The sequence below is a fragment of the Rhodophyticola porphyridii genome, assembly GCF_003688285.1.
GTDB lineage: Bacteria > Pseudomonadota > Alphaproteobacteria > Rhodobacterales > Rhodobacteraceae > Rhodophyticola > Rhodophyticola porphyridii.
Window position 1 is genome coordinate 72,591 of sequence record NZ_RCNT01000004.1, and the last position, 18,624, is coordinate 91,214.

The 18,624-nt window shown below is 64.0% G+C and carries 15 protein-coding genes; 1 reads left to right on the top strand and 14 read right to left on the bottom strand.

Going from position 1 to position 18,624, the window contains the following annotated elements; translation table 11 throughout:
• Positions 1-10: 10 nt before the first annotated feature.
• The 5 genes from D9R08_RS09205 to D9R08_RS09225 all read right to left on the bottom strand — a co-directional run bounded on the left by D9R08_RS09205 (position 11) and on the right by D9R08_RS09225 (position 7,884).
• Positions 11-2,680, bottom strand: coding sequence for an arsenate reductase (azurin) large subunit (locus tag D9R08_RS09205; RefSeq protein WP_121897762.1), 2,670 nt, complete (start codon positions 2,678-2,680; stop codon positions 11-13).
• A gap of 15 nt (positions 2,681-2,695) precedes the next feature.
• A complete protein-coding gene (locus D9R08_RS09210; protein ID WP_121897763.1) occupies positions 2,696-3,250 on the bottom strand; it encodes an arsenate reductase (azurin) small subunit in 555 nt (184 codons plus the stop codon).
• Complete coding sequence (locus D9R08_RS09215) at positions 3,247-4,374, bottom strand: cytochrome-c peroxidase (RefSeq protein ID WP_121897764.1); 1,128 nt, start codon at positions 4,372-4,374, stop codon at positions 3,247-3,249. The genes D9R08_RS09210 and D9R08_RS09215 overlap by 4 nt, the downstream gene beginning before the upstream one ends.
• 11 nt (positions 4,375-4,385) lie before the next feature.
• The gene (locus tag D9R08_RS09220) at positions 4,386-5,528 is read right to left on the bottom strand and encodes a cytochrome-c peroxidase (protein ID WP_121897765.1); all 1,143 of its coding nucleotides are present in this window, start codon (positions 5,526-5,528) and stop codon (positions 4,386-4,388) included.
• A gap of 184 nt (positions 5,529-5,712) precedes the next feature.
• Complete coding sequence (locus tag D9R08_RS09225; RefSeq protein WP_158598964.1) at positions 5,713-7,884, bottom strand: PAS domain S-box protein; 2,172 nt, start codon at positions 7,882-7,884, stop codon at positions 5,713-5,715.
• A gap of 87 nt (positions 7,885-7,971) precedes the next feature.
• On the opposite strand from D9R08_RS09225, the gene D9R08_RS09235 reads away from it, so the two are divergent.
• Complete coding sequence (locus tag D9R08_RS09235) at positions 7,972-8,727, top strand: response regulator transcription factor (RefSeq protein ID WP_121897768.1); 756 nt, start codon at positions 7,972-7,974, stop codon at positions 8,725-8,727.
• A 49-nt stretch (positions 8,728-8,776) separates the two neighbouring features.
• On the opposite strand, the gene D9R08_RS09240 is transcribed toward D9R08_RS09235, so the two are convergent.
• The 9 genes from D9R08_RS09240 to D9R08_RS09280 all read right to left on the bottom strand — a co-directional run bounded on the left by D9R08_RS09240 (position 8,777) and on the right by D9R08_RS09280 (position 18,603).
• Positions 8,777-9,175, bottom strand: coding sequence for a RidA family protein (locus tag D9R08_RS09240; protein WP_121897769.1), 399 nt, complete (start codon positions 9,173-9,175; stop codon positions 8,777-8,779).
• 29 nt (positions 9,176-9,204) lie between these two features.
• Positions 9,205-10,881, bottom strand: coding sequence for a M14 family metallopeptidase (locus D9R08_RS09245; protein WP_121897770.1), 1,677 nt, complete (start codon positions 10,879-10,881; stop codon positions 9,205-9,207).
• 25 nt (positions 10,882-10,906) lie between these two features.
• The gene (locus tag D9R08_RS09250; protein WP_121897771.1) at positions 10,907-12,259 is read right to left on the bottom strand and encodes a M20/M25/M40 family metallo-hydrolase; all 1,353 of its coding nucleotides are present in this window, start codon (positions 12,257-12,259) and stop codon (positions 10,907-10,909) included.
• Positions 12,256-12,969, bottom strand: coding sequence for an SDR family NAD(P)-dependent oxidoreductase (locus D9R08_RS09255; protein WP_121897772.1), 714 nt, complete (start codon positions 12,967-12,969; stop codon positions 12,256-12,258). The genes D9R08_RS09250 and D9R08_RS09255 overlap by 4 nt, the downstream gene beginning before the upstream one ends.
• Positions 12,969-14,051 carry a Gfo/Idh/MocA family protein gene (locus D9R08_RS09260; protein WP_121897773.1) on the bottom strand — a complete coding sequence of 361 codons (1,083 nt, stop codon included), beginning with the start codon at positions 14,049-14,051 and terminating at the stop codon, positions 12,969-12,971. Before D9R08_RS09260 ends, D9R08_RS09255 begins: the two co-directional genes overlap by 1 nt.
• A 60-nt stretch (positions 14,052-14,111) precedes the next feature.
• Complete coding sequence (locus D9R08_RS09265) at positions 14,112-15,659, bottom strand: ABC transporter substrate-binding protein (RefSeq protein WP_121897774.1); 1,548 nt, start codon at positions 15,657-15,659, stop codon at positions 14,112-14,114.
• Positions 15,660-15,737: 78 nt separating this feature from the next.
• A complete protein-coding gene (locus D9R08_RS09270; RefSeq protein WP_121897775.1) occupies positions 15,738-16,772 on the bottom strand; it encodes a Gfo/Idh/MocA family protein in 1,035 nt (344 codons plus the stop codon).
• Positions 16,769-17,704 (bottom strand): NAD-dependent epimerase/dehydratase family protein, encoded by a 936-nt coding sequence (locus D9R08_RS09275; protein ID WP_121897776.1) that lies wholly within the window; start codon positions 17,702-17,704, stop codon positions 16,769-16,771. Before D9R08_RS09275 ends, D9R08_RS09270 begins: the two co-directional genes overlap by 4 nt.
• Complete coding sequence (locus tag D9R08_RS09280) at positions 17,701-18,603, bottom strand: dihydrodipicolinate synthase family protein (RefSeq protein WP_121897777.1); 903 nt, start codon at positions 18,601-18,603, stop codon at positions 17,701-17,703. The genes D9R08_RS09275 and D9R08_RS09280 overlap by 4 nt, the downstream gene beginning before the upstream one ends.
• Positions 18,604-18,624 lie beyond the last annotated feature (21 nt).

The window sequence follows — 18,624 nt, forward strand, 5'->3', positions numbered from 1 at the left end:
GATGCGCGGCCTAGGACATGATCGGCCGCGGTTTCAGGGACATCTCCAGGAAGTTGTCCTTGTAGGCGCTTTCCCCGATCCTGCGCAGAACCCCGCGGCCAAGCTTGTAGCGGTAGTTTCCGCTGACCGGATCGGGCACCGCATGACAAACCGAGTTAGCCATGGACCCCGGATAGTTGAACGCCGCCTTAGCCACGCCGGGCCGCATCTCGTCGGAGACGATGGCGACCGCCACGAACTGCCCTTCGGTGGTGCGGATATGGCCGTTTTCCATCAGCCTGGAGAAGCTCAAATCTCCGTCGAGCACGCCCACAGGCTCCCCGGTCTGGACATAGACCGTGTCGTTGTAGCCCTCCACCAGATCGCCGCTTTCGATACCGTGGGGCGCGGCATCATCGGGGTGGATCACGATATGCGGCCAGGGCCAGCGCTTGGCCAGGTAGGGTTTGCGCAGATCGTCGAAGCCCGACTGCCATGTCTCGTTGACCCGGCCATTGGTGATCCAGATCTCGCCCTTCTCGGCCCGCGGCTTGATCGCCTCGTAGAAATCCGACCAGCTGTCATTGGTCCACGGGGTCTTGAGCATGTTGGCCTTGCCGGTATGCGTGCCGAAGGCATAGAGCCATTTGCGGTCGAACGTATCGCCTTCGATCTCGCCCCAGTCGTTGGACGGATCATGCAGACGCTGCGTGCCGACCATCTGCCCGTCGACCATGCGGATTGGCGTCTGGATGCCCGTGGTGCCAAGCTCGCGCAGTTTCTCATGCCCGGTCTTGCCCTCGCGTTGGGCCTCGCGAACCAGCACGTTGTAGGACAGAACCCCGGTGCGGGAGAAGCGCGCGGCCTCTTCGAAGATATCGTTGGACTCCTCCCACTCGAACCCCTCGTATCCCATCTTCTGTGCGAACTGACCTATGGCCCACCAGTCCGGTTTCGCCTCACCCGGCGCATCGTTGAACTTCGCATAGAGACGCAGGCGGCGTTCCGCATTGCAGCGGGCGAAATCCACCTCGCCCCACCCGGCCGCGGGCAATACGATATCGGCGTATTGGGTGTTGAGCGGCTCGACCGGGTAGATGTCGCTGTCGACCAGCACCATGCCCCCTGAATCCACCCGTTCCTTGAACACCTCGAACAGGTGGTCGCGATCGACGGAGCGGGGCTGGTTCGGGTTGCGCACCGTCATGTCGGCGACACGGCTGGCCAGTTCCTGCGACGCAAGCATCGCGGGGAACCATGTCAGCCCGATGGTCCACATGAAGCGGACATTGCCGTCCATCACCCAACGGTCCACGTTCAGCGCCTTCTTCCGGCGCCCGGGATGTTTCTCGGGCGAGAGCCATCCGCGCCCGCCACCGGCACTCATGCCACCACGCTGGTGACCGCCGCCGCGGCTGATCACCTGACCCGGCCGGTTGCCCGCGCCGCACATCAGACCAAGCGACGCCAGAGAGGCCGTGTTCATGTAATTGTTGGACCAGTAGTTGCCTTTTTCCAACATGAATGAGGTTTTTGGCCGGGTGCCATCCTCCCGCGGGCGCGCGATCATCTCGGCGGCGCGCCGGATGTCCTCGGCCGGTAGCCCGGTGATCCGGGCGGCCTCTTCCAGTTCTGCGGCCGGTTCATTGGCGATGAACTCCTGAAAATCCTCCCAGTCCGACTGCCAGCGGCCCCAGGTCGTGCGCCACTGCCAGCGGGTGTTGCGCGTGCCGCGCCCATAGCCCGACTCGATTTCCCAACGGTTATTGACCCAGTTGTCTATAAACTCCCGATCCTGCCAGCCGTTGTCGATGATGATCTTGGCCAGCGCCAGATGCAGCGCGGTATCGGTGCCCGGAATGATCGGCAGCCAGAGGCCGCCATTGCGAATGCCGTATTCCACACCCATGGTCCGGTGCGGGGTGACGAAAATCATCTGCTTGCCCGGATTGGCGCCACCCATCATCCATTCGGTGAACAGCACCGTCTTGGTCTCATAGGGATCCACCCCTGACAGAAATGCAACATCGCAGGATCCCCAGTCCTCATAGGAGGCCGCGAAGGAGTTGATCCCCGCATCGTCCAGCCCGGCGGCGTCCTCGGCGGCCTGAGGCTTGTCGTGGGGCGCATAGACCGGCGTGCCGACGCCGCGATTGACCAGCTTCGAGATCGCATAGGTGTTCTCGAAATACTCGTAGGAATAGGTCTTCATGCCCCAGGCATGCTCGCCATATTCGGAAAGGATGTATTGCGAGATATCCGCCATTACATCGGTCACCAGATCCCAGCTTACCGGGGTCAGGATGCCGCCAATGCGGATCTGCGGGTATTTCAGACGGTCCCGTGTTGGGGTATCGGGGTTGTAGATCTTCTGCGCGAGCGTGCCGCCCCGGACGGAATAGTTGCCATTCGGGTTGACCACTTCTGCATCGGCATCTGCGATGATGACGAAATGGTGCGGGCGCCCCTCATGCATGCCTATATTGTGCTGGCTGCGCGCGACCCAGGGCGCGCCGAAAGTGGGAAACTCCACGCCGAAGGCATTCTGGTCGGCGGCCTGTCCACCCTCCCGTCCCACGGGCCAGCGATAGACCTTGTAGGAACAGGCGACGATGCAATAGCTGCACGCCGTGGTCAGAATCTCCGCATCGGGCGGCGGAAGGGGCACGTAATCGCGGTTATTGACGACAGTCTCATTCATGGTCGTGCTCCTATCTTACGCTTCGCCCGAGGGGTTTTGGTTATAGCCGTAGAACAGCCCCATCACGCCCGTCGCCACGATGTCATCGCCATCGATCTCCAGAACGATCTGCGGCAGGCTCTCCACGGCATGGCCGGATACGATCATGCCGTGCTTGGTCAGATCGAAGGTCGACAGGTGCAGTGGACATGGCCCGAGCACCGAATGCTCGGCATGGAAATCGGCGGCCCCCATATAACCGCCCATATGCGGGCAGATGGTGTTGAACGCGACGATATTGCGCCCCTCGCCCACGCCGCCCCCGGCCTCTTCGCCAAGCATCACGAGGACGTTCTCCACGTCGTCATTGGGATAGAGGAAGGTCGTGGCCTCGCCGGGCACAAGCTCCGACACCTTGCCCACCACGGTCCTGACATAGGAGGAGGAGACAAGCTGTTGCGCCCCGGCACCCGTCCCGTAGGTGGCCAGCACCGCGACGGAGGCTCCGCCCAGGATCAGAAACTGGCGGCGGCTGACTGCCGAACAAGGGTGTTTTTGGCCGACACCCTCGGCCTTGGCTTTTTGTGTCATTGGTCGAACTCCGCCCAGGTTGCGGTTTCAGGGATCTCCGGCGGTTCCATCAGAAGCGGCTCGTCCATCGAGAGCGCCTCCAGGAAAGCCACCAGATCGGCCATTTGCTGATCGTCGAGGTTCAGGGGCTCCAGCTCCGCGGTCTGCTCCTCTCCGCCGCCCGCATTGTAGAAGGCGACGACGTCCTCAAGCGTGGCGAAGACGCCGTTGTGCATATAGGGCGCGGTCCATACCAGCTCGCGCACCGACGGTGTTCGGAAGCTGCCGATATCGCCGGGCCGCTTGGTGACATGATAAAGGCCCATGTCGTCGGTCACCGTCCGGTACAGCTCTTCCGACGCGCCCTTGGCATAGGTCTCCCAAAGCATGACCAACTGGAACTCGGGGAACTCGTTGAACTCCGGCGGCGTGGGAACGCCCGTGTTGTAGAACTGCTGGTTGGAGCCGAGCGCACCGTTGTGGCACGCGATGCAGCCAGCCTCGCCGTTGAAAAGCTCCATCCCGCGCAGGGCGCTGTCGCTCATAGCGCCCTGGTCGCCCGCAAGGTAGCGATCGAAGGGCACCTGCTCCGCGTCGGTCACGACCGTCCGCTGAAACGCGGCAATCGCATTCCACGCCTGGCTGACGCGCGGATAGTCCGTCCCGAAGACGTCGTTGAAACGCTCGACATAATCCGGAACGAAACGCAGCCGCATCTCCATCATCGACCCGTCGCCGTTGCCCCCCACGGCCCCACCTGCGGCCGCACTGGCCTGAGCCTCAAGCGAGGTCTGACTGCCGTCCCAGAAAAGCCGCGTGTAATAGGCCGAGTTCAGAATCGTCTGGCTGTTGCGCCAGTGCTGGTTGCCGGAATAGCCGAAGGAAATCGGCGTCCCGTTGCCCCAGCCGACATCCGGCAGGTGGCAGGCCGAACAAGGCATGGTTCCGTTGCCGGAAAGCCGGCCGTCCCAGAACAGCATCTCGCCCAGTTCGACGATCTCTTCGCTCATCGGGTTGTCGGCTGGAATGGGCGGCGGCCCCAAGGTCTGAAGCGGGGGGAAATCCTCCGTGTCGGCGGCCACATTGGCCGCCACCGCAAGCGCGAGCACCGATGCGCCGCCGAGGATGACTGCAAATCGTTTCATAATGTCTCTCCTCAATTCTGGCCCAGGGTGCGAAGCTCGTAATCGGGCAAATCCGGCAGCGTGACATTCGGCGCGTTGCCGGTCAGGCTGTCCAGAAAGGCGACCAGATCGGCCATTTGTTGATCGTTGAGATCTAGCGGCTCCAGCCCCGCGCGATCGTCCGCGCCGCCACCGTCGTTGTAGAAGGCCACGACCTCCTCAAGTGTGCCGTAGACGCCCGAATGCATATAAGGCGCGGTCTGCCCCACATCCCAAAGGGAGGGCGTGACGAAGCGGCCCCAGTCGGCCTCGTCCTTTGTCACGACGTAGTGGCCGACATCTTCGCGCAGGTTCATGTAGTTGGGCGTGCCCATCGTGGCGTAGTGGCGCAGCAGCGTGATCTGCCGCAGCGCGGTCATTTCCGCATCGCCGGCTGTTCCCAGAAGCTCGGGGTGATCCGGCGCGCCCGTGGCGTGAAGCCCGCCATCCGACAACATCGCGCCGGCGTGACAGGCGGCGCATCCCGCCTCCCCCGCGAACAGGTCCATCCCACGCAGCGCGGCCTCGGATATCGCAGCCTCGTCCCCGCGCAAATAGGCGTCGAAAGGGGCCCCTTCGGTGCGGATGGTTTTCAGGTATTCGCCGATGGCACCGTAGATGCGCCCGCCATAGGGCTCGTTGCCATAGGCGTCCTGAAACATCCGGGCATATTCGGGAACCTGCGCCAGACGATGCTGCATCAGGCGGCTGTCCATCAGCATCGTGTGGCTTTCGGTGATCATGTCGCGCACGACCGTGCCCAGATCGGCCCCGTCGAGCCGCCCGTCCCACATGAAATATGTGCGGTTCGCCACGTTGAAGAGGCTGGGCGCGTTGCGGAAATACTCGACGCCGGTATAGCCGGTCGACATCGGCTGGCCATCCGACCAGCCGGCTTCGGGGCTGTGGCAGGTGGCGCAGGAATTGGCCATGTCACCGGACAGGCGGCTGTCGAAAAACAACATCTCGCCGAGGGCTGCCCGCGCCGCATTCACCTCGCGCGGGTCCGGCAGCGGGGCGAATACCTCCGGCGCACCGCCTTGCGGCATTGCGCCACTCGCCATCAAGAATGCGGCCAGGGCCGCACCACCAAGACGACGGGCAGCCCGTGGCAGAAAGGTGGGGGTTTCTCGCATCTTGCTGTCCTTTCAGTTCCTGACGCTCGCACCGGCGGACCCTGGGCGCAGGCAAAAGCGCGCGCCGCAGGATCGCGGGGTCGACTCAAAGGTTAACGCCGACGCTGTTAACGCATGTTGCGGCCGAGGCGACGAAGCGTGAAAAGATGTGACGGGTTGTGACGGCCGTGCGAGGCGCCGTCGCTCAGGACTGCTTGGCTGGCAAGAGCGCTTCATGAACGGCGCGCGCCAGATCGAGCGGGTCGACGGGTTTGCTCAACACCGCCGGCGCCGGGCCCGGCAGATCGAGTGCTGCTCTTTTGAACCCGGTCCACAGAACCACCGGAAGATCGGGCCGCAACTTGCGCATTTCGGTTACCAACTCGGTTCCGGACATGCCCGGCATGACCACATCGGAAATCACCAGATCGACGCGGTCGGGCTTCTCACGGAAGGCCTTCAGCGCGATCTCGGGCGCGGTGAAGGCATCCACGCGATAACCCAGGCGCTCCAGGACCCGGCGGAAGGTCGCGGCGATCTCTGTCCGGTCATCGACCAGCAGAAGCCGGCCATGGCCATGCGGCACCACACCCGCGTCGGGAACCGCCCGTTGCCCGGAGCCGGCCGCGGCCGCAGGCAACAAGACACAGAACCGCGCGCCGCCCTCGGGCGATGTCCCGATCCGCACCAGCCCGCCCATATCCTGAACCAGCCCCTGCACCACCGCGAGGCCCAGCCCCGACCCCTTTCCCAGGGGTTTGGTGGTGTAGAAGGCGTCGAATACCCGCTGCCGCTCGACCTCGGGGATGCCGGGACCGTCGTCATCGACGCAAAGCTGAACCCAGCCATCCGGACGATCGGGCAGATCCGCGGGCGGATCGGTCGGCCGGTCCACCGAAAAGCGGATGGATCCGGGCCGCTCGCCAATCGCTTCGGCCGCATTGGTGCCGAGATTGATCAGGATCTGATGCAGATGGGTCTGATCCGCCAGAACGCAGATCGGGGCATCGTCAGGCGTCTCGATCAAGATGGTCGGCGCAATCGCCGCGCGCAAAAGATCCGCGGCCTCCCCGATCGCGCCATAAAGCTTGATCGGTTCGGATTTCGACGTCTCCCGGCGGGCGAAGCCCAGAAGCTGCCGGACAAGCGCCTTTGCGCGGCGGGCCGCGATGGAGATCTGGGCGATATCCTGCGCCTGCTCCGACCCGGTCGCGGCCTCTTCAGCGGCCAGATGGGCCGAGCCGATGATGGTGGTCAGGATATTGTTGAAATCATGGGCGATCCCCCCGGCCAGCAGCCCCACCGCTTCCAGTTTCTGGGCGCGCGCGACCTGATCGCGGGCCTCGCGGCGGTCGGTGATATCCTCGCCCACGCCCACATAGCTGTGGATCACGCCGTCGGTGCCCCGAAGCGGCAGGATCACCGTATCCACCCAGAAACTCGACCCGTCGCGCCGTAGATTGCGGAACAGGCCCTGCCACCGATCTCCATTTCGCAACAGGCGCCAGATCTCCTTGTAATCGTCGCGCGGCGTATCCCCGGATTCGAGGAATTTCGGCGTCTGCCCGATCACGTCTTCCCGCGGCCAGCCCGAGGCTTGTTCGAAGCGGCGGTTGACATAGCGGATAATCCCGCCGGTATCGGTGATCAGGATCGTGGCCGGGCTCTGCTCCACCACCTCGGCCAGCAGTTTCTCGGATCGCTCGACCCGGGCGCGCGCCGCAAGCTCCTCGGCCAGACGGGCCACCGACCTGCGGACGTTCCGGGCCAGCACGAAGATCAGCGTCGACAAGATCGCCGCCGCGACCACCAGCAGGAACATCGCCACGAACCCCGTGATCGTCAGCGTCTCGCCCCGCCGGACGGCATCGATAAGCCGCGCGGTGCTTTGCCGCCGCGCATCGCGCCAGACCGACTCCAGCGTGGCGAGCCCGGCGATGGCGCGCGCGTCGTCCACCCGCACCAGCCCGTCGGTGCGCTCAGCCGGCCAATTTGCCGCGGCCCCCCTGTCGGCGATGGCCAGGTTGTCGCGGTAGCGCGCGACCGTATCGACGATATCGCCAAGCGCGGCCTGCTCCGCCTCGGACGGCTCACTTGCCCTGTAGGCCGCGACCACACCTTCGAACCGCTCAAGCTGCCGCAGCACCTCGTCGCGATAGGTGGGATCCTGGCGGATCACGTAGTTCTTGAAATTGTGGATAATCCCGCCGTAGCCCAGATGCCCGCGGATCGCGCTGATCCAGTCTCCGGTCTGCTCGGCTTCGCTGGAATAAAGGGTCCAGCTCTCGGTCAGATCCGCAAAATGCCGTCGGGTTTCGGCACCGAAATGCAGCCCCGCCGCAAGCGCCCAGATCAGAACCGCCGCAGATGCGATCATCGCCAAAGACAAATGTTTGATCGAGATCAATGCTGCATCCTCCAGTCCTATTATGGGTAGTTGACGATCCAGGAAAGGCCCAGGTCAATGGCAGATAGCATCCTTGCAGTAGATGACGATCGGCAGCTCACGAAGTTTCTCGACCGGTTTCTGACAAAGCAGGGTTTCGATATCTCCACCGCCGGATCCGGCGTGCAGATGGGCATGGCGATGGAGCATCGCGACTTCGATCTGATGATCCTCGATGTGGGCCTGCCCGATCTGGATGGCTTCGACATCGCGCGGGAACTGCGCAAAAGCTCGTCCATGCCGATCATCTTTCTGACCGCACGCGACGAGATCTATGACAAGATCATCGGTCTGGAAATCGGGGCCGACGATTATCTGACCAAGCCTTTCGAACCGCGCGAGCTTCTGGCGCGCATCCGCACCGTGTTGCGGCGGCGGCACATGGTGGCGGACAAGACCGCGGAGGAGGAGACGGAGCATTACAGCTTCGCCGGTCTCACCCTCGACATTCCGCGCCGCACTCTGTTCGATCAGTTCATCCGACCGATCCCGCTTACCGCCATGGAGTTCGCGATCCTGCGCTGCCTTGTCGAGTCGTCCGGTCAGGTCGTGTCCCGGGATCGTCTGATGCGCGAGTTGTACGGCCACAGTGTGACCGCAACGAACCGGGCGATTGACGCCCATGTCGCGAGACTGCGCAGGAAACTCGGCGAGGCCGGGCTCGACCGGGATCTGATCCGCACCGTGCATGGAACGGGCCATGTCCTGACAGCTGTCGCGAATGCCTGTGCGAACGGCCCCACGCCCGCGGGAGCCGATTTGCTGTCGGCATGAAAGAGAGATCCCGCGCCCGCCCTCTGGCTCCGGCGCGGGAGGCCACGCCCTAGGCGCCTGGCAGATATGCGACCACCTCCACCTCAAGCTTGACCTGCGGCCCGCCGAGGCCCGCGACCAGCAACCCGGTATGAGGCGGCTTGTGATCCCCGAAGAAATCCAGCCGCGCCTTGGTGATCGCCGCGCTGTCGGCCCGGTCGAGCATGTAGACGGTGATCTTGACCACATCCTGCGGTCGGGCCCCCATATGGGCCAGAACCCGGCCGATATTGCGGTAGACCTGAACGGCCTGGGCTCCGGCATCGTCGCCGCCGATCCAGTTTCCGTTTTCGTCGCGGGCCACCTGCCCCGCCACATGGATGAAATCGCCCGCGCGGGAGGCGTGTTCATAGGTCGGGGCACGGGCCACATCGGGCGGGCTGCTGAGCGTGATGGTGGAAGATGTCATGCCGGGGGTCCTTTTCCTTGGTTCCGATCTCAATCAAGCGCGGCGCTCTGCCGGTGAACGCCGCCTTTTTCCGAACGTGCCGTGACCGTGACACTGGCCGCCGGCGCAGTCGCCTTCACGAGCCATTCCACCTTCTTCGTCACCGGGGACCATTGCTGACCCCAGTTGGAATAGGCATAGCGACGCTCGTTTCGCCCGGCCAGGTTGCCAAGCTTCACATCGCCGGGGTTCATAACCAGATCCGCCCCTTCGCAGTCCAGCTCCACGGTCACCGGCTTGGCGACACCGTTCTTCACCGCAACATCCGACAGGTTCGTGGGCAGATAGCCGTGGTTCGATACGACCGCTGTGATCCGGTGCAAATCCGCGCCAAGCGCCTCCACCTCAAGCGTGTCCACGGCGATCCGCGGGGCCGCCGCCGCATGGCGGAGGTTGAACAGCACATTGTTGTGGCAGATCTCTTCCAGCATGGTGCCGGGCGGGTTCCGGTAGCTCCAGATATAAACCATGCCGCCCACCTCCACCGGGCCAAGCTGCGGGTGGTCGAACGCGGTCCACGGGCGGAAGCCGTGCGCGCCGACATTCTCCACCACCCAATCATGCACCAGCCGTTGGGTGGCCGCGTCGCGCGGACCGAGGTTGTAATAGCCTTCCTTGGGCACACCCGCGGTGCGCTCCAGATCCCAAAGCTCGGTCGCGAAGGAGATGATGCCCATCTCCTCATAGGTCCAGTCGGTCAGGGAGCCATGCCGCGCCTTGGTCTTGTCAGGCGTGAAATCCTCATAGACCGAGATCGTGGGATATCCGGTGAGGCGCTCCCCGACCTCGCCAAGCGCCTTGTAAAGCGCCAGATCGGGCGGGCTCATCTCACTGTCGGGCTGCAGCATGGACGGCCGCAGGATGATGCCGCCATGGGTGTGATAGGCACATATGCCGGTGATGTTGGGATGATCCAGGATCAATTTGCCGATGCCCGCCGCTTCGGGCTCGGAAAACGGATAGTCGCCCGCGCCATATTCCTGCGGTGTCCAGTTGGTCGGGAAGTTGCGGTTCATGTTCCCGTCCTGCTGCATTTCGATATGCACATGGACGCCGTCATAATTGCGGATCATACCTTCGGGGTAGAGCCGGTAATAAGTGCCCCCTTCCTCTCCCGGTTCGCGCTGCACCATGATGTCGGGGTTCTCGTCATCTTTCTTCCACTCGCCCTTGCCGTCCGGAACGCGCATTTGGACAATGTATCCGTCGCCATCGATATCCTGCGGGATGAGCCCTTCGATCCTGTCCTCGCCGGGCAGGAAACGGCCGTTTCCGCACCAGGGATGATAGGGAGTGGTCAGCGCGTATTCCGCCCCATCGGGATTGATGCGCGGGACGATATAGAACACCTGCCGGTCGAGAAGCCGCGTCACCTCTTCGTCCCGCCCGTATTTTGTCAGCAGATACCAGCAGGCATATAGCGCGGTGGCGCTGGTCGCATGCTCCTCCGCATGGATCTGCGCGTCGATATAGAAACCCGGCTTTTCCGATGCGGGTCCGGTCTCGGGGTTCGTAATCGTCAGAAACCAGACATCGCGGCCACGGAAGCTCTTGGCGATGGAGGTGAGCGTACACAGATGCGGGTAGGCTTCTGCCAGCGCGTGCAGATGCACGGTCAGTGCCTCGTAGTCATGGTAGGTGTCAAAGGCGATATCGACCTCTGGCATGGCGTTGTCCTTTCAGGCAGACCGCTCAGGTGCGGCCGAAATGGTCCATAATGGCAGCAGCGTATTTGATGCCCTGGATATACTTGTCGATATGGATGTTCTCGTCCGGCGCATGCAGATTGCAGCCCGGGTTGGCAAACCCGGTCAGAACGCAGGGGATCCAGACGTGTTTCAGGATCGCCCCCTCGGCGGAAACGCCGTTGACGATGGGCGGCTCGCCATAGACCTCATGGGCGGCGGCGATGATCGACTGGCTGATATCCTCGCGGGCGGAGATCTTGTAGGGGTCTTCTGTCCGCGCCTCGCCCTTCACCTCGATCCTGTCGAACCCCTGGGCCTTGAGATGATCGCGCAGCTTCACGATCGCCCTGGCCGGCGAGATGTTGGGGATCAGACGGAAATCCATCCTTACCCGCGCTTCGGCCGGAACGATTGTCTTGGTGCCTTTTCCGGTATAGCCGCCCGTGATGCCCTGGATGTTGGCCGTCGGCTCGTAGGTCCGCGCCCTCAGCGCCTCGACCCCATCGCGGCCAAGCGCGAAGGCGTCGACGCCCATTTCCTCCTTGAGGAGATCGAAATCGATCCGCGCGGCCTTGTCTTCCAGATACCCCATATCCTCGGCATCTGGTTCGTAGATACCTTCGGCCCAATCGGGAATGAGAATGCGCTTTTCGCGGTCCATGATCGTGGCCAGCGCATGAACCAGATCCCAGACCGGGTTCGGCACCAGCGGCGCATTCAGCGAATGCACATCCGTCCGCGGCCCCCGTGCGATCAGTTCCACGAACAGCACCGATTTCAGGCCCAGTGACACGTCCGGCACCTCAACGCCGATCTCAAGGCTGCCATCGAGGCAGTGCATTCCGTCCGCTTCGAGCATCTTGGCATTGGCCTTGGCCCATGGTCCGAGATTGGGCGAGCCGATCTCTTCCTCTCCTTCGATGAGAAGCTTGAGGCCCACGGGCACCTCTCCGCGCACCGCGAGAAATGCCTTGGCCGCCTTGTTGAAGGCCAGAACGCCGGATTTGTTGTCGGTCGCGCCGCGCCCGTAAAGCACACCGTCGACCACCGCGCCCGACCACGGGCCGCCATAGCTCCATGCCTCGATCGGTTCGGGGGGCTGCACGTCGTAATGGGAATAGCACAGAAGCGTCTTGCGGGATTTGGAGGGTATTTCCCCGTAAACGACCGGCGGCCCTTCCTCCAGCTCGTGAAAATCTGCCGGAAGCCCGTCGCGGTGCATCATGTCCCGGATAAGCGTCGCGCAGTCGCGCAGACCGATATCCTGCGCCGAAACCGAGGGTTGCCGCACGAAGGCCTGAAGGTCCGCCACGAACTCATCCGCATGGGCGTCTATATAGGCGTAGATGTCTTTCATGACGGATGCTCCTGCGAGAGATCCCAGGCATTGAGGCGCTGGCCGCTCAACGCCAAGTCACGTGCGCTGGCGATATGGGCAAAGGCAGGCGCAAGGCGCGCGGGATCGATCCATTCGGCCTTCAGCTCGGGCGGGTAGTTCGCCTCCGACATCGGTGTGTGCATCGCCTTGCCCGGCGTAATCGTGCAGGACAGGATGCCATGGGCCGCACCCTCCAGAGCAAGGCATTTGGAGAACCCCTCCAGCGCATGTTTCGCCGCGCAATAGGCGGTTTCATCCGCGAACCCCTTGATGCCCGATTGAGAGGAGACGAAGATCAGCGCCCCGCCGCCCTGCGCCTTCATATCGCTCCAGACGCCCTGAGACAGCTGGAAACCGGCCTGGATGCCCACGTCCATCGTCGCCCTGAATGTCGCCAGGCTGACCTGTTCCAAGGGCTCGGGCCGCAATATGGCGGCGTTGTGGATCAAGGTACCGACCGGGCCCGGGATCGCGGCAATCGCATCGGCGGTGGCCTTCGCATCGGCCAGATCCACCGTCAGGGTCGTGGCCCTGCCGCCGGTCTCTGCCTTCACCGCGGCCAGACCTTCGGCGTCGAGATCCATCAGCACCAGCCGCGCGCCCCGTTTCGCGAAGGCCCGCGCAATCGCGGCACCCAGCCCCTGCGCCGCCCCGGTGATAACGACCGTCTGGTCCGCCAGTGCAGGCATCAGACGGCGCCCGACATGTCGAGATCGACCCAGCTGCGGCCGGCGGTCGAGGCGATGACCGCGTCCAGCACCATCTGGTTGCGAAGCCCGTCGACGAAGCTCGCGCCACGCCGCAGCCCGCGGTCTTCGATGATCGCGCCGGTCAGTTCCTGCAACGCGGCCAGAACGGAGACGTTCCAGATCCCCGCATTCAGCCCCTCCAGAGAGGCGTTCGGGTCGTCCACGCTGATATCTTTGAAGCTTTCTCCGGCCTTGGCGAAATAGAGCTTCTCGTCACTGTTCGACAAGGTCAGCGTGCCCCTGGAGCCGAAAACCTGCGTCTCGTTGCCCATATTCGTGGCCGCGACCCCGCTCATGAAGACCTGCGCCAGCGCGCCCGAGCGCATCTCCAGCGTGAAATGAGACAGATCATCGGCCGTCGCCGTCCAGGCCTCTCCGGTCTTGGGGTCGACCCGGTCGGGCAGGACCGTGAGCGCCTGACCGATGACCGACGCGGGCTCTCCCAGCCACCAGCGCAGCATGTCGACCTGATGCGAGCCATTGGCCCCCAACCGTCCACCGCCCATGGACGCATCGGACCACCAGTCGCCCTTGGGGCGCGAGGCCGGATCGGCCCAGGAGGCCCCGATATTCGTGATGTTGACATGGCGGATATCCCCCAGATCGCCGCCGTGGATCATCTCGGCAATCCGGGCGCGGGTCGGGTTGAAGCGCAGCTCGTGGTCGATCATGTGCAGCCGGTTGCCCGCGCGCGCCGCATCCAGCATCCGGCGCGCCTCGCCCGCGTTCATCGCGGTGGGCTTCTCGCACAGCACATGCGCCCCCCGGCTGATCGCGGCCAGCACCATCGGCGCATGCATAACTGTGGGCGTGGCGATGCAGACCAGATCAAGCCTGTGTTCGGCCAGCATCTTTTCCCAGTCATCATAGACCGCCGTGATGCCATGAGGCGCCGCCGCGGCCCGCGCGCTTTCCAGCCGCCCCGACGCAAGCGCCACGACCCGGGCCCCCTTTATATGCGCGAAGGCGGGAAGATAGGCGTCCCGCGCGAAGCTGGCGCCGATGATGCCGACATTTAACATGGGTTCTCCTTCAGAAATGGAGGCGGCGCCGGGGATACCGGCGCCGCCCGAAAGCTCGGGTCACTCCGCCAGGCGGGCATCCCAGAGGTTGACGTGTTCATCGCGCCGGGCCTGCCATACGATCCGGCGGCTGACACCGTAAAAATCCGGCTGGAAATACATGTGCAGCCACGGGCCATAATCGTAGAAGACCTGAAGCATCTCGTTGATAACCTCGCGTTCCTCCTCCGGCGTTGCGGCATTGGCGATGTCTTCCCAACGGTCAAACCAGCGCGGATCGGCCCAGTCGGTGTAGTTCGGGCCGCTTTCCACCGTGGCCAGCACGGCCATGTCGTAAAGCGCGCTCCAGAGTGCACCACCCGAGCCGAGGAAGAACAGCGGGCCCGCGTCATGGCCCCGGATCAGCGGCACGTAGACGGACGACCATTCAAGAAGCTCCACCTCGGTCTGAACGCCGACCTCGGTCAGGAAACTGCCGACCGCAAGCGCCACATTGGCATCGTTCAGATAGCGCCCGCGCGGCGCCTGCAACGTGATCTCGAAGCGCACACCGTCATCCCCACGCGGGTATCCGGCCTCATCCAGCAGCCGTTCGGCGGTTGCCGGATCGTAGGGATAGGGCTCCAGATTGGGGTTGTCGTTGGGCGGGTTCACCAGCCCGGTCGCCCGCTCGCATTCGAAATTCAGGAGTTGCGAACAGATCGCCGGCACATTCACTGCATATTGCAGCGCGCGGCGCACATTCTCGTCGCGCACCGCCTCCCCGGCGATACCTTCGAACTGGTCGGACTGGTTGAAGCCGATATACATCCGCCGCAGCCCCTGAACGACCTGAACATCGGCCACGCCGCTGGCGTTGACCACATCCATCTGGTCGGGCGACACATTGGTGATGATATCCACATTGCCGGTCAGAAGTTCGGCAACCCGGGTCGATGCTTCGGGAATGATACGGAACTCGATCCGATCGAAATTGCCCTCGCCCTGCCATTTCTCCAGCGTCAGGTTCGACCCGATGTTCCAATCCACCAGCCGGTACTCGCCGGACGAAACCGGCGAGCGGGCGATTTCGTCCTCGCTCATGGTCTCGTAGCTGTCCTTGCAGTGGATGAAGACCTGCGAGGTGAAGCCAAGCGCCATGCCGGTGTCGGAGGCGGTGTTGATGGCAACGGTCAGGTCATCCACCACTTCGGCGCCCGCGAACTGCATCGAGGTATAGACGAAGCCGGGCGTGTTGCCCGCGAAGGCATTCTCCGGGTCTCCCGCCCTGTTCCAGGAATAGGCCACGTCCTCCGCCGTCAGCGGTTCGCCGTCTTCGCAGACGCGGCCTTCGGGCAATGTGAATTCCAGCCTTGTGCCATCCTCGCTCATGGTCCAGCCGGTGGCCAGGCGCGGCAGGATCTCCCCGTCATCGCCAATACTGGTCAATGCCGTAAAGATGTGCCGCGCGATGTTGGAGTTATCCATCGAGCGGATCTCGGCCGGCTCGAAGGTGCTTGCATCGGCGCTGAGCCCGACCACAAGCGTGTTTTCGTCCGGTTGAGCTGATGCGATGGCTGGCAGGCCGATCGTCAGCGCGGTTGCAAGAAGCGTTCCCTTGTATCTCATGTCTCATGTCCTTCGTTGTAGCAATACGCCATCGGTGGAACTGGTCATGGGCCCGATTGAGAGGGCTTCTCGGTTTGCTCAGCCCGGCGCCAGCGTGGCGGACCGGACCTCCTCGATCTCGACCGCGGCACGGCGGTCTGAGGCCAAAATGCAGGCTTGCAGCATGTAGAGGGATTGAAGGTGATCGCGCCCGGTGCATTCGGGCGGCGCATCGCCCCGGCAGGTCGCGACAAACGCCTCCAGCAAAGCGGTCGCGTCGCTGATCCAGGGCGTGTGGTCGGGTAAGGGAACGGGTGTCAGCTTAGGCTCCATACGGTGTGCCATCGCCAGATCGCCGAACATCTCGCGCTGGACGATCACGCCTTGCGAGCAATCCGTGCGCCAGTCGAAATGCATCGGCTCATGGCCGGATTGCCATGTCCCCTGATAATTGACGGTCATCCCGTTCTCGAACGCGATCAGGGCCGAGACATTGGCGTCGCCCGCATACATGGTCCAGCTCGGGTTGAAGGTATCGGCCTGAATGCGCAGCGGCTCGGTCCGGTAAACGTACCGCATGAGATCGAAATGGTGGATCGACTGCTCCCAGAGCATCGGATGCGCCATGCGCAGCGGATAGGAGTTCAGCCAGTCCTGCGTGCCATCGCGCCAGCGTTCATAGGTGAATCGCCCGAAACCCGGCGTCCCCAGCCCCCCCTCATCCAGAATGCGGCGCATCGCCCGGGTCACGGCCAGATAGCGGAAGTTCAGACCGACGATCAGGTGAACCCCCGCCGTCTCCGCCATCGCCACGAATTTCGCGGCCGTCCCCACATCGTCGGACAGCGGTTTTTCCGCCAGAATGGCCAGACCGGCCTTGCAAGCCGCTTCAATCTGCGCCTCCCGCCCGCCCGGCGGCGTACAGAGCAGAACCGCATCGGCCCCGGTCCCGACCACATCGGACAGATCCGCGCCGATGGGCAGATCCGGAAACCGCTCCGTCGCACGAGTGCGGGCATCCGCGTCGGGGTCGCAAAGCGCCGCTATCTCGACATCCGGGGAGTTGCCCACGACATCCAGCCAGGTGCGCGACCGGGCGCCAAGCCCGACGATGATCAGGCGCAGCGGCGTCATAGCGCCGCCTCGACCGGGACGAGCCGATCAAGCGCGGCTTCCATCCCGGTCCAGTGGATCGCGGTGAAGACGCTTCCGTGATCGCTGCCCATCGGCGGGCGCACCGGCCGGTGCGGCGGTGGCGCAAGACGGATCAGGGTGCCCCGCAGCCGTTCCGCAATGGCCCGGGCCAGCGCGAGATCGCTCTGCACCGGCGGCGTACCGGCGTGAAGGACGCGCGCGCCGTTTGCGGCGATTGTCCCGATATGCGCCGCGATCCCGTCGGCAAGATCGGGCAGCCAGGACCATTCACGGCACGCTTCGGGCGTGTCCACGGTGATGACGCCGCTGCTCCGCGCCTCCGCCAGCATGCGCTGCACCAGGCAAAGCGTCTGGCGGCTTTCCCGCACAGCTTCATGGGGGCCGAAGACATTTCCGAGGCGCAGGCTCGACGTGGCGAAGCCGTCTTCGGCGGCGGCCTCGGTCAGAAGTTCGCCCGCGCGTTTGGCGGCGGCATAGGCGCAGAGCGCCGTTGGGGTGGTGGCTTCGGTGAAGCGTCCGCCGGGCGCCGGCGCGTCCTGCGGCTCGAACACGCCCATGGAACTGAGAAAGAGAAAGGCGCGCGCGCCCGAACTGCGCGCCATCTCAAGCGATCGGGTCAGAAGCTCCGTGTTGCGCCGGATATGGACGGCCCGCGACAGCCCAAGCCGCTCCGGGGCGGCCGTGATCGCGGCCCCATGGATGACAGCCGAAGGCGCAAGAGCCACCAGAGCGGGCAGCGTCTCGTCCAGCGGTCCTTCGATCCGGCGGATAGTTCCAAGACGCGCGGCGGTCGCGCTGTCGAAATGCCGGTCCGCGGCAAGAACCTGCCGGCCAGCGCGATGAAGCGCCAGCGCGATCTCGGAGCAGACGAAGCCACCCGCCCCGGTGACAAGGACCGGACCCTCGCTCATGGCGGTGTCTGCGCGCCCGCGATGCGCACGGCCTCGGCAATCGCGTCGGCGTGGTGCCGCCCGGTCGCGGTGAAGGGCGGGCGGACGCGGGCATATCCCGCATCCCCGGTCTGAAGCGCCACCGCCGCCTTGATCGCGGGGATCAATGGCAGAGTTTCGAAAATCTTCCGAACCTCGCTCACCTGCCGGTGATGGGCGGCTTGGTCCGGCCCGCCGAGCCCGTCGATCAGGCGGCGGATGCCTGCCGCATTCACGTTAGAGCTGGCGCTGATGCATCCCGCGCCGCCCGCGGCCATATTATCCGGGATCAGCGATTCCGAGGCGGAATAGGTGTCGATCCCGGGGAAGGCCGCGATCACCGCGGCGGTGTTTTCCCAGTTGCCCGAGCTGTCCTTGAGGCCGGCGATGGTGTCCGGAAAGGCCGCGATCAAGCGCTCGATCAGTGACAGTGTTATGGGTACGCCTGACATCTGCGGTATGTGATAAAGATAGACACGCAGATCAGCGCCCACCGCCTCGATCACCTGCGCATAGGCATCGAAAACGCCGTCATCGCTGACACCCTTATAGAAGAATGGTGGCAACATCAGCACCCCCCGGCAACCGAGGCCGGTCGCATGGGATGACAGCGCGATGGTATCCGCCGCCGCCGAGCAGCCGGTGCCCGGGATCAGTTGCGCAGGCGAAATTCCGGCTCCGATCAGCGCTTCCAAAGCCTGCATTCGTTCCGCAACAGACAGCGAGTTCGCCTCGCTCGTGGTGCCGAACGGCGCCAGACCGTGCGCTCCGGCTGCGATCAGCGCTTTCGCATGCGCAACGAAACGGTCCGTATCCACGGACAGATCCGCCGCAAAAGGCGTGATGGCGGGAACAAACAGTTCGGTCTTGCGTAGTGTCATCTTCGATGTCTCTTTCGGGCG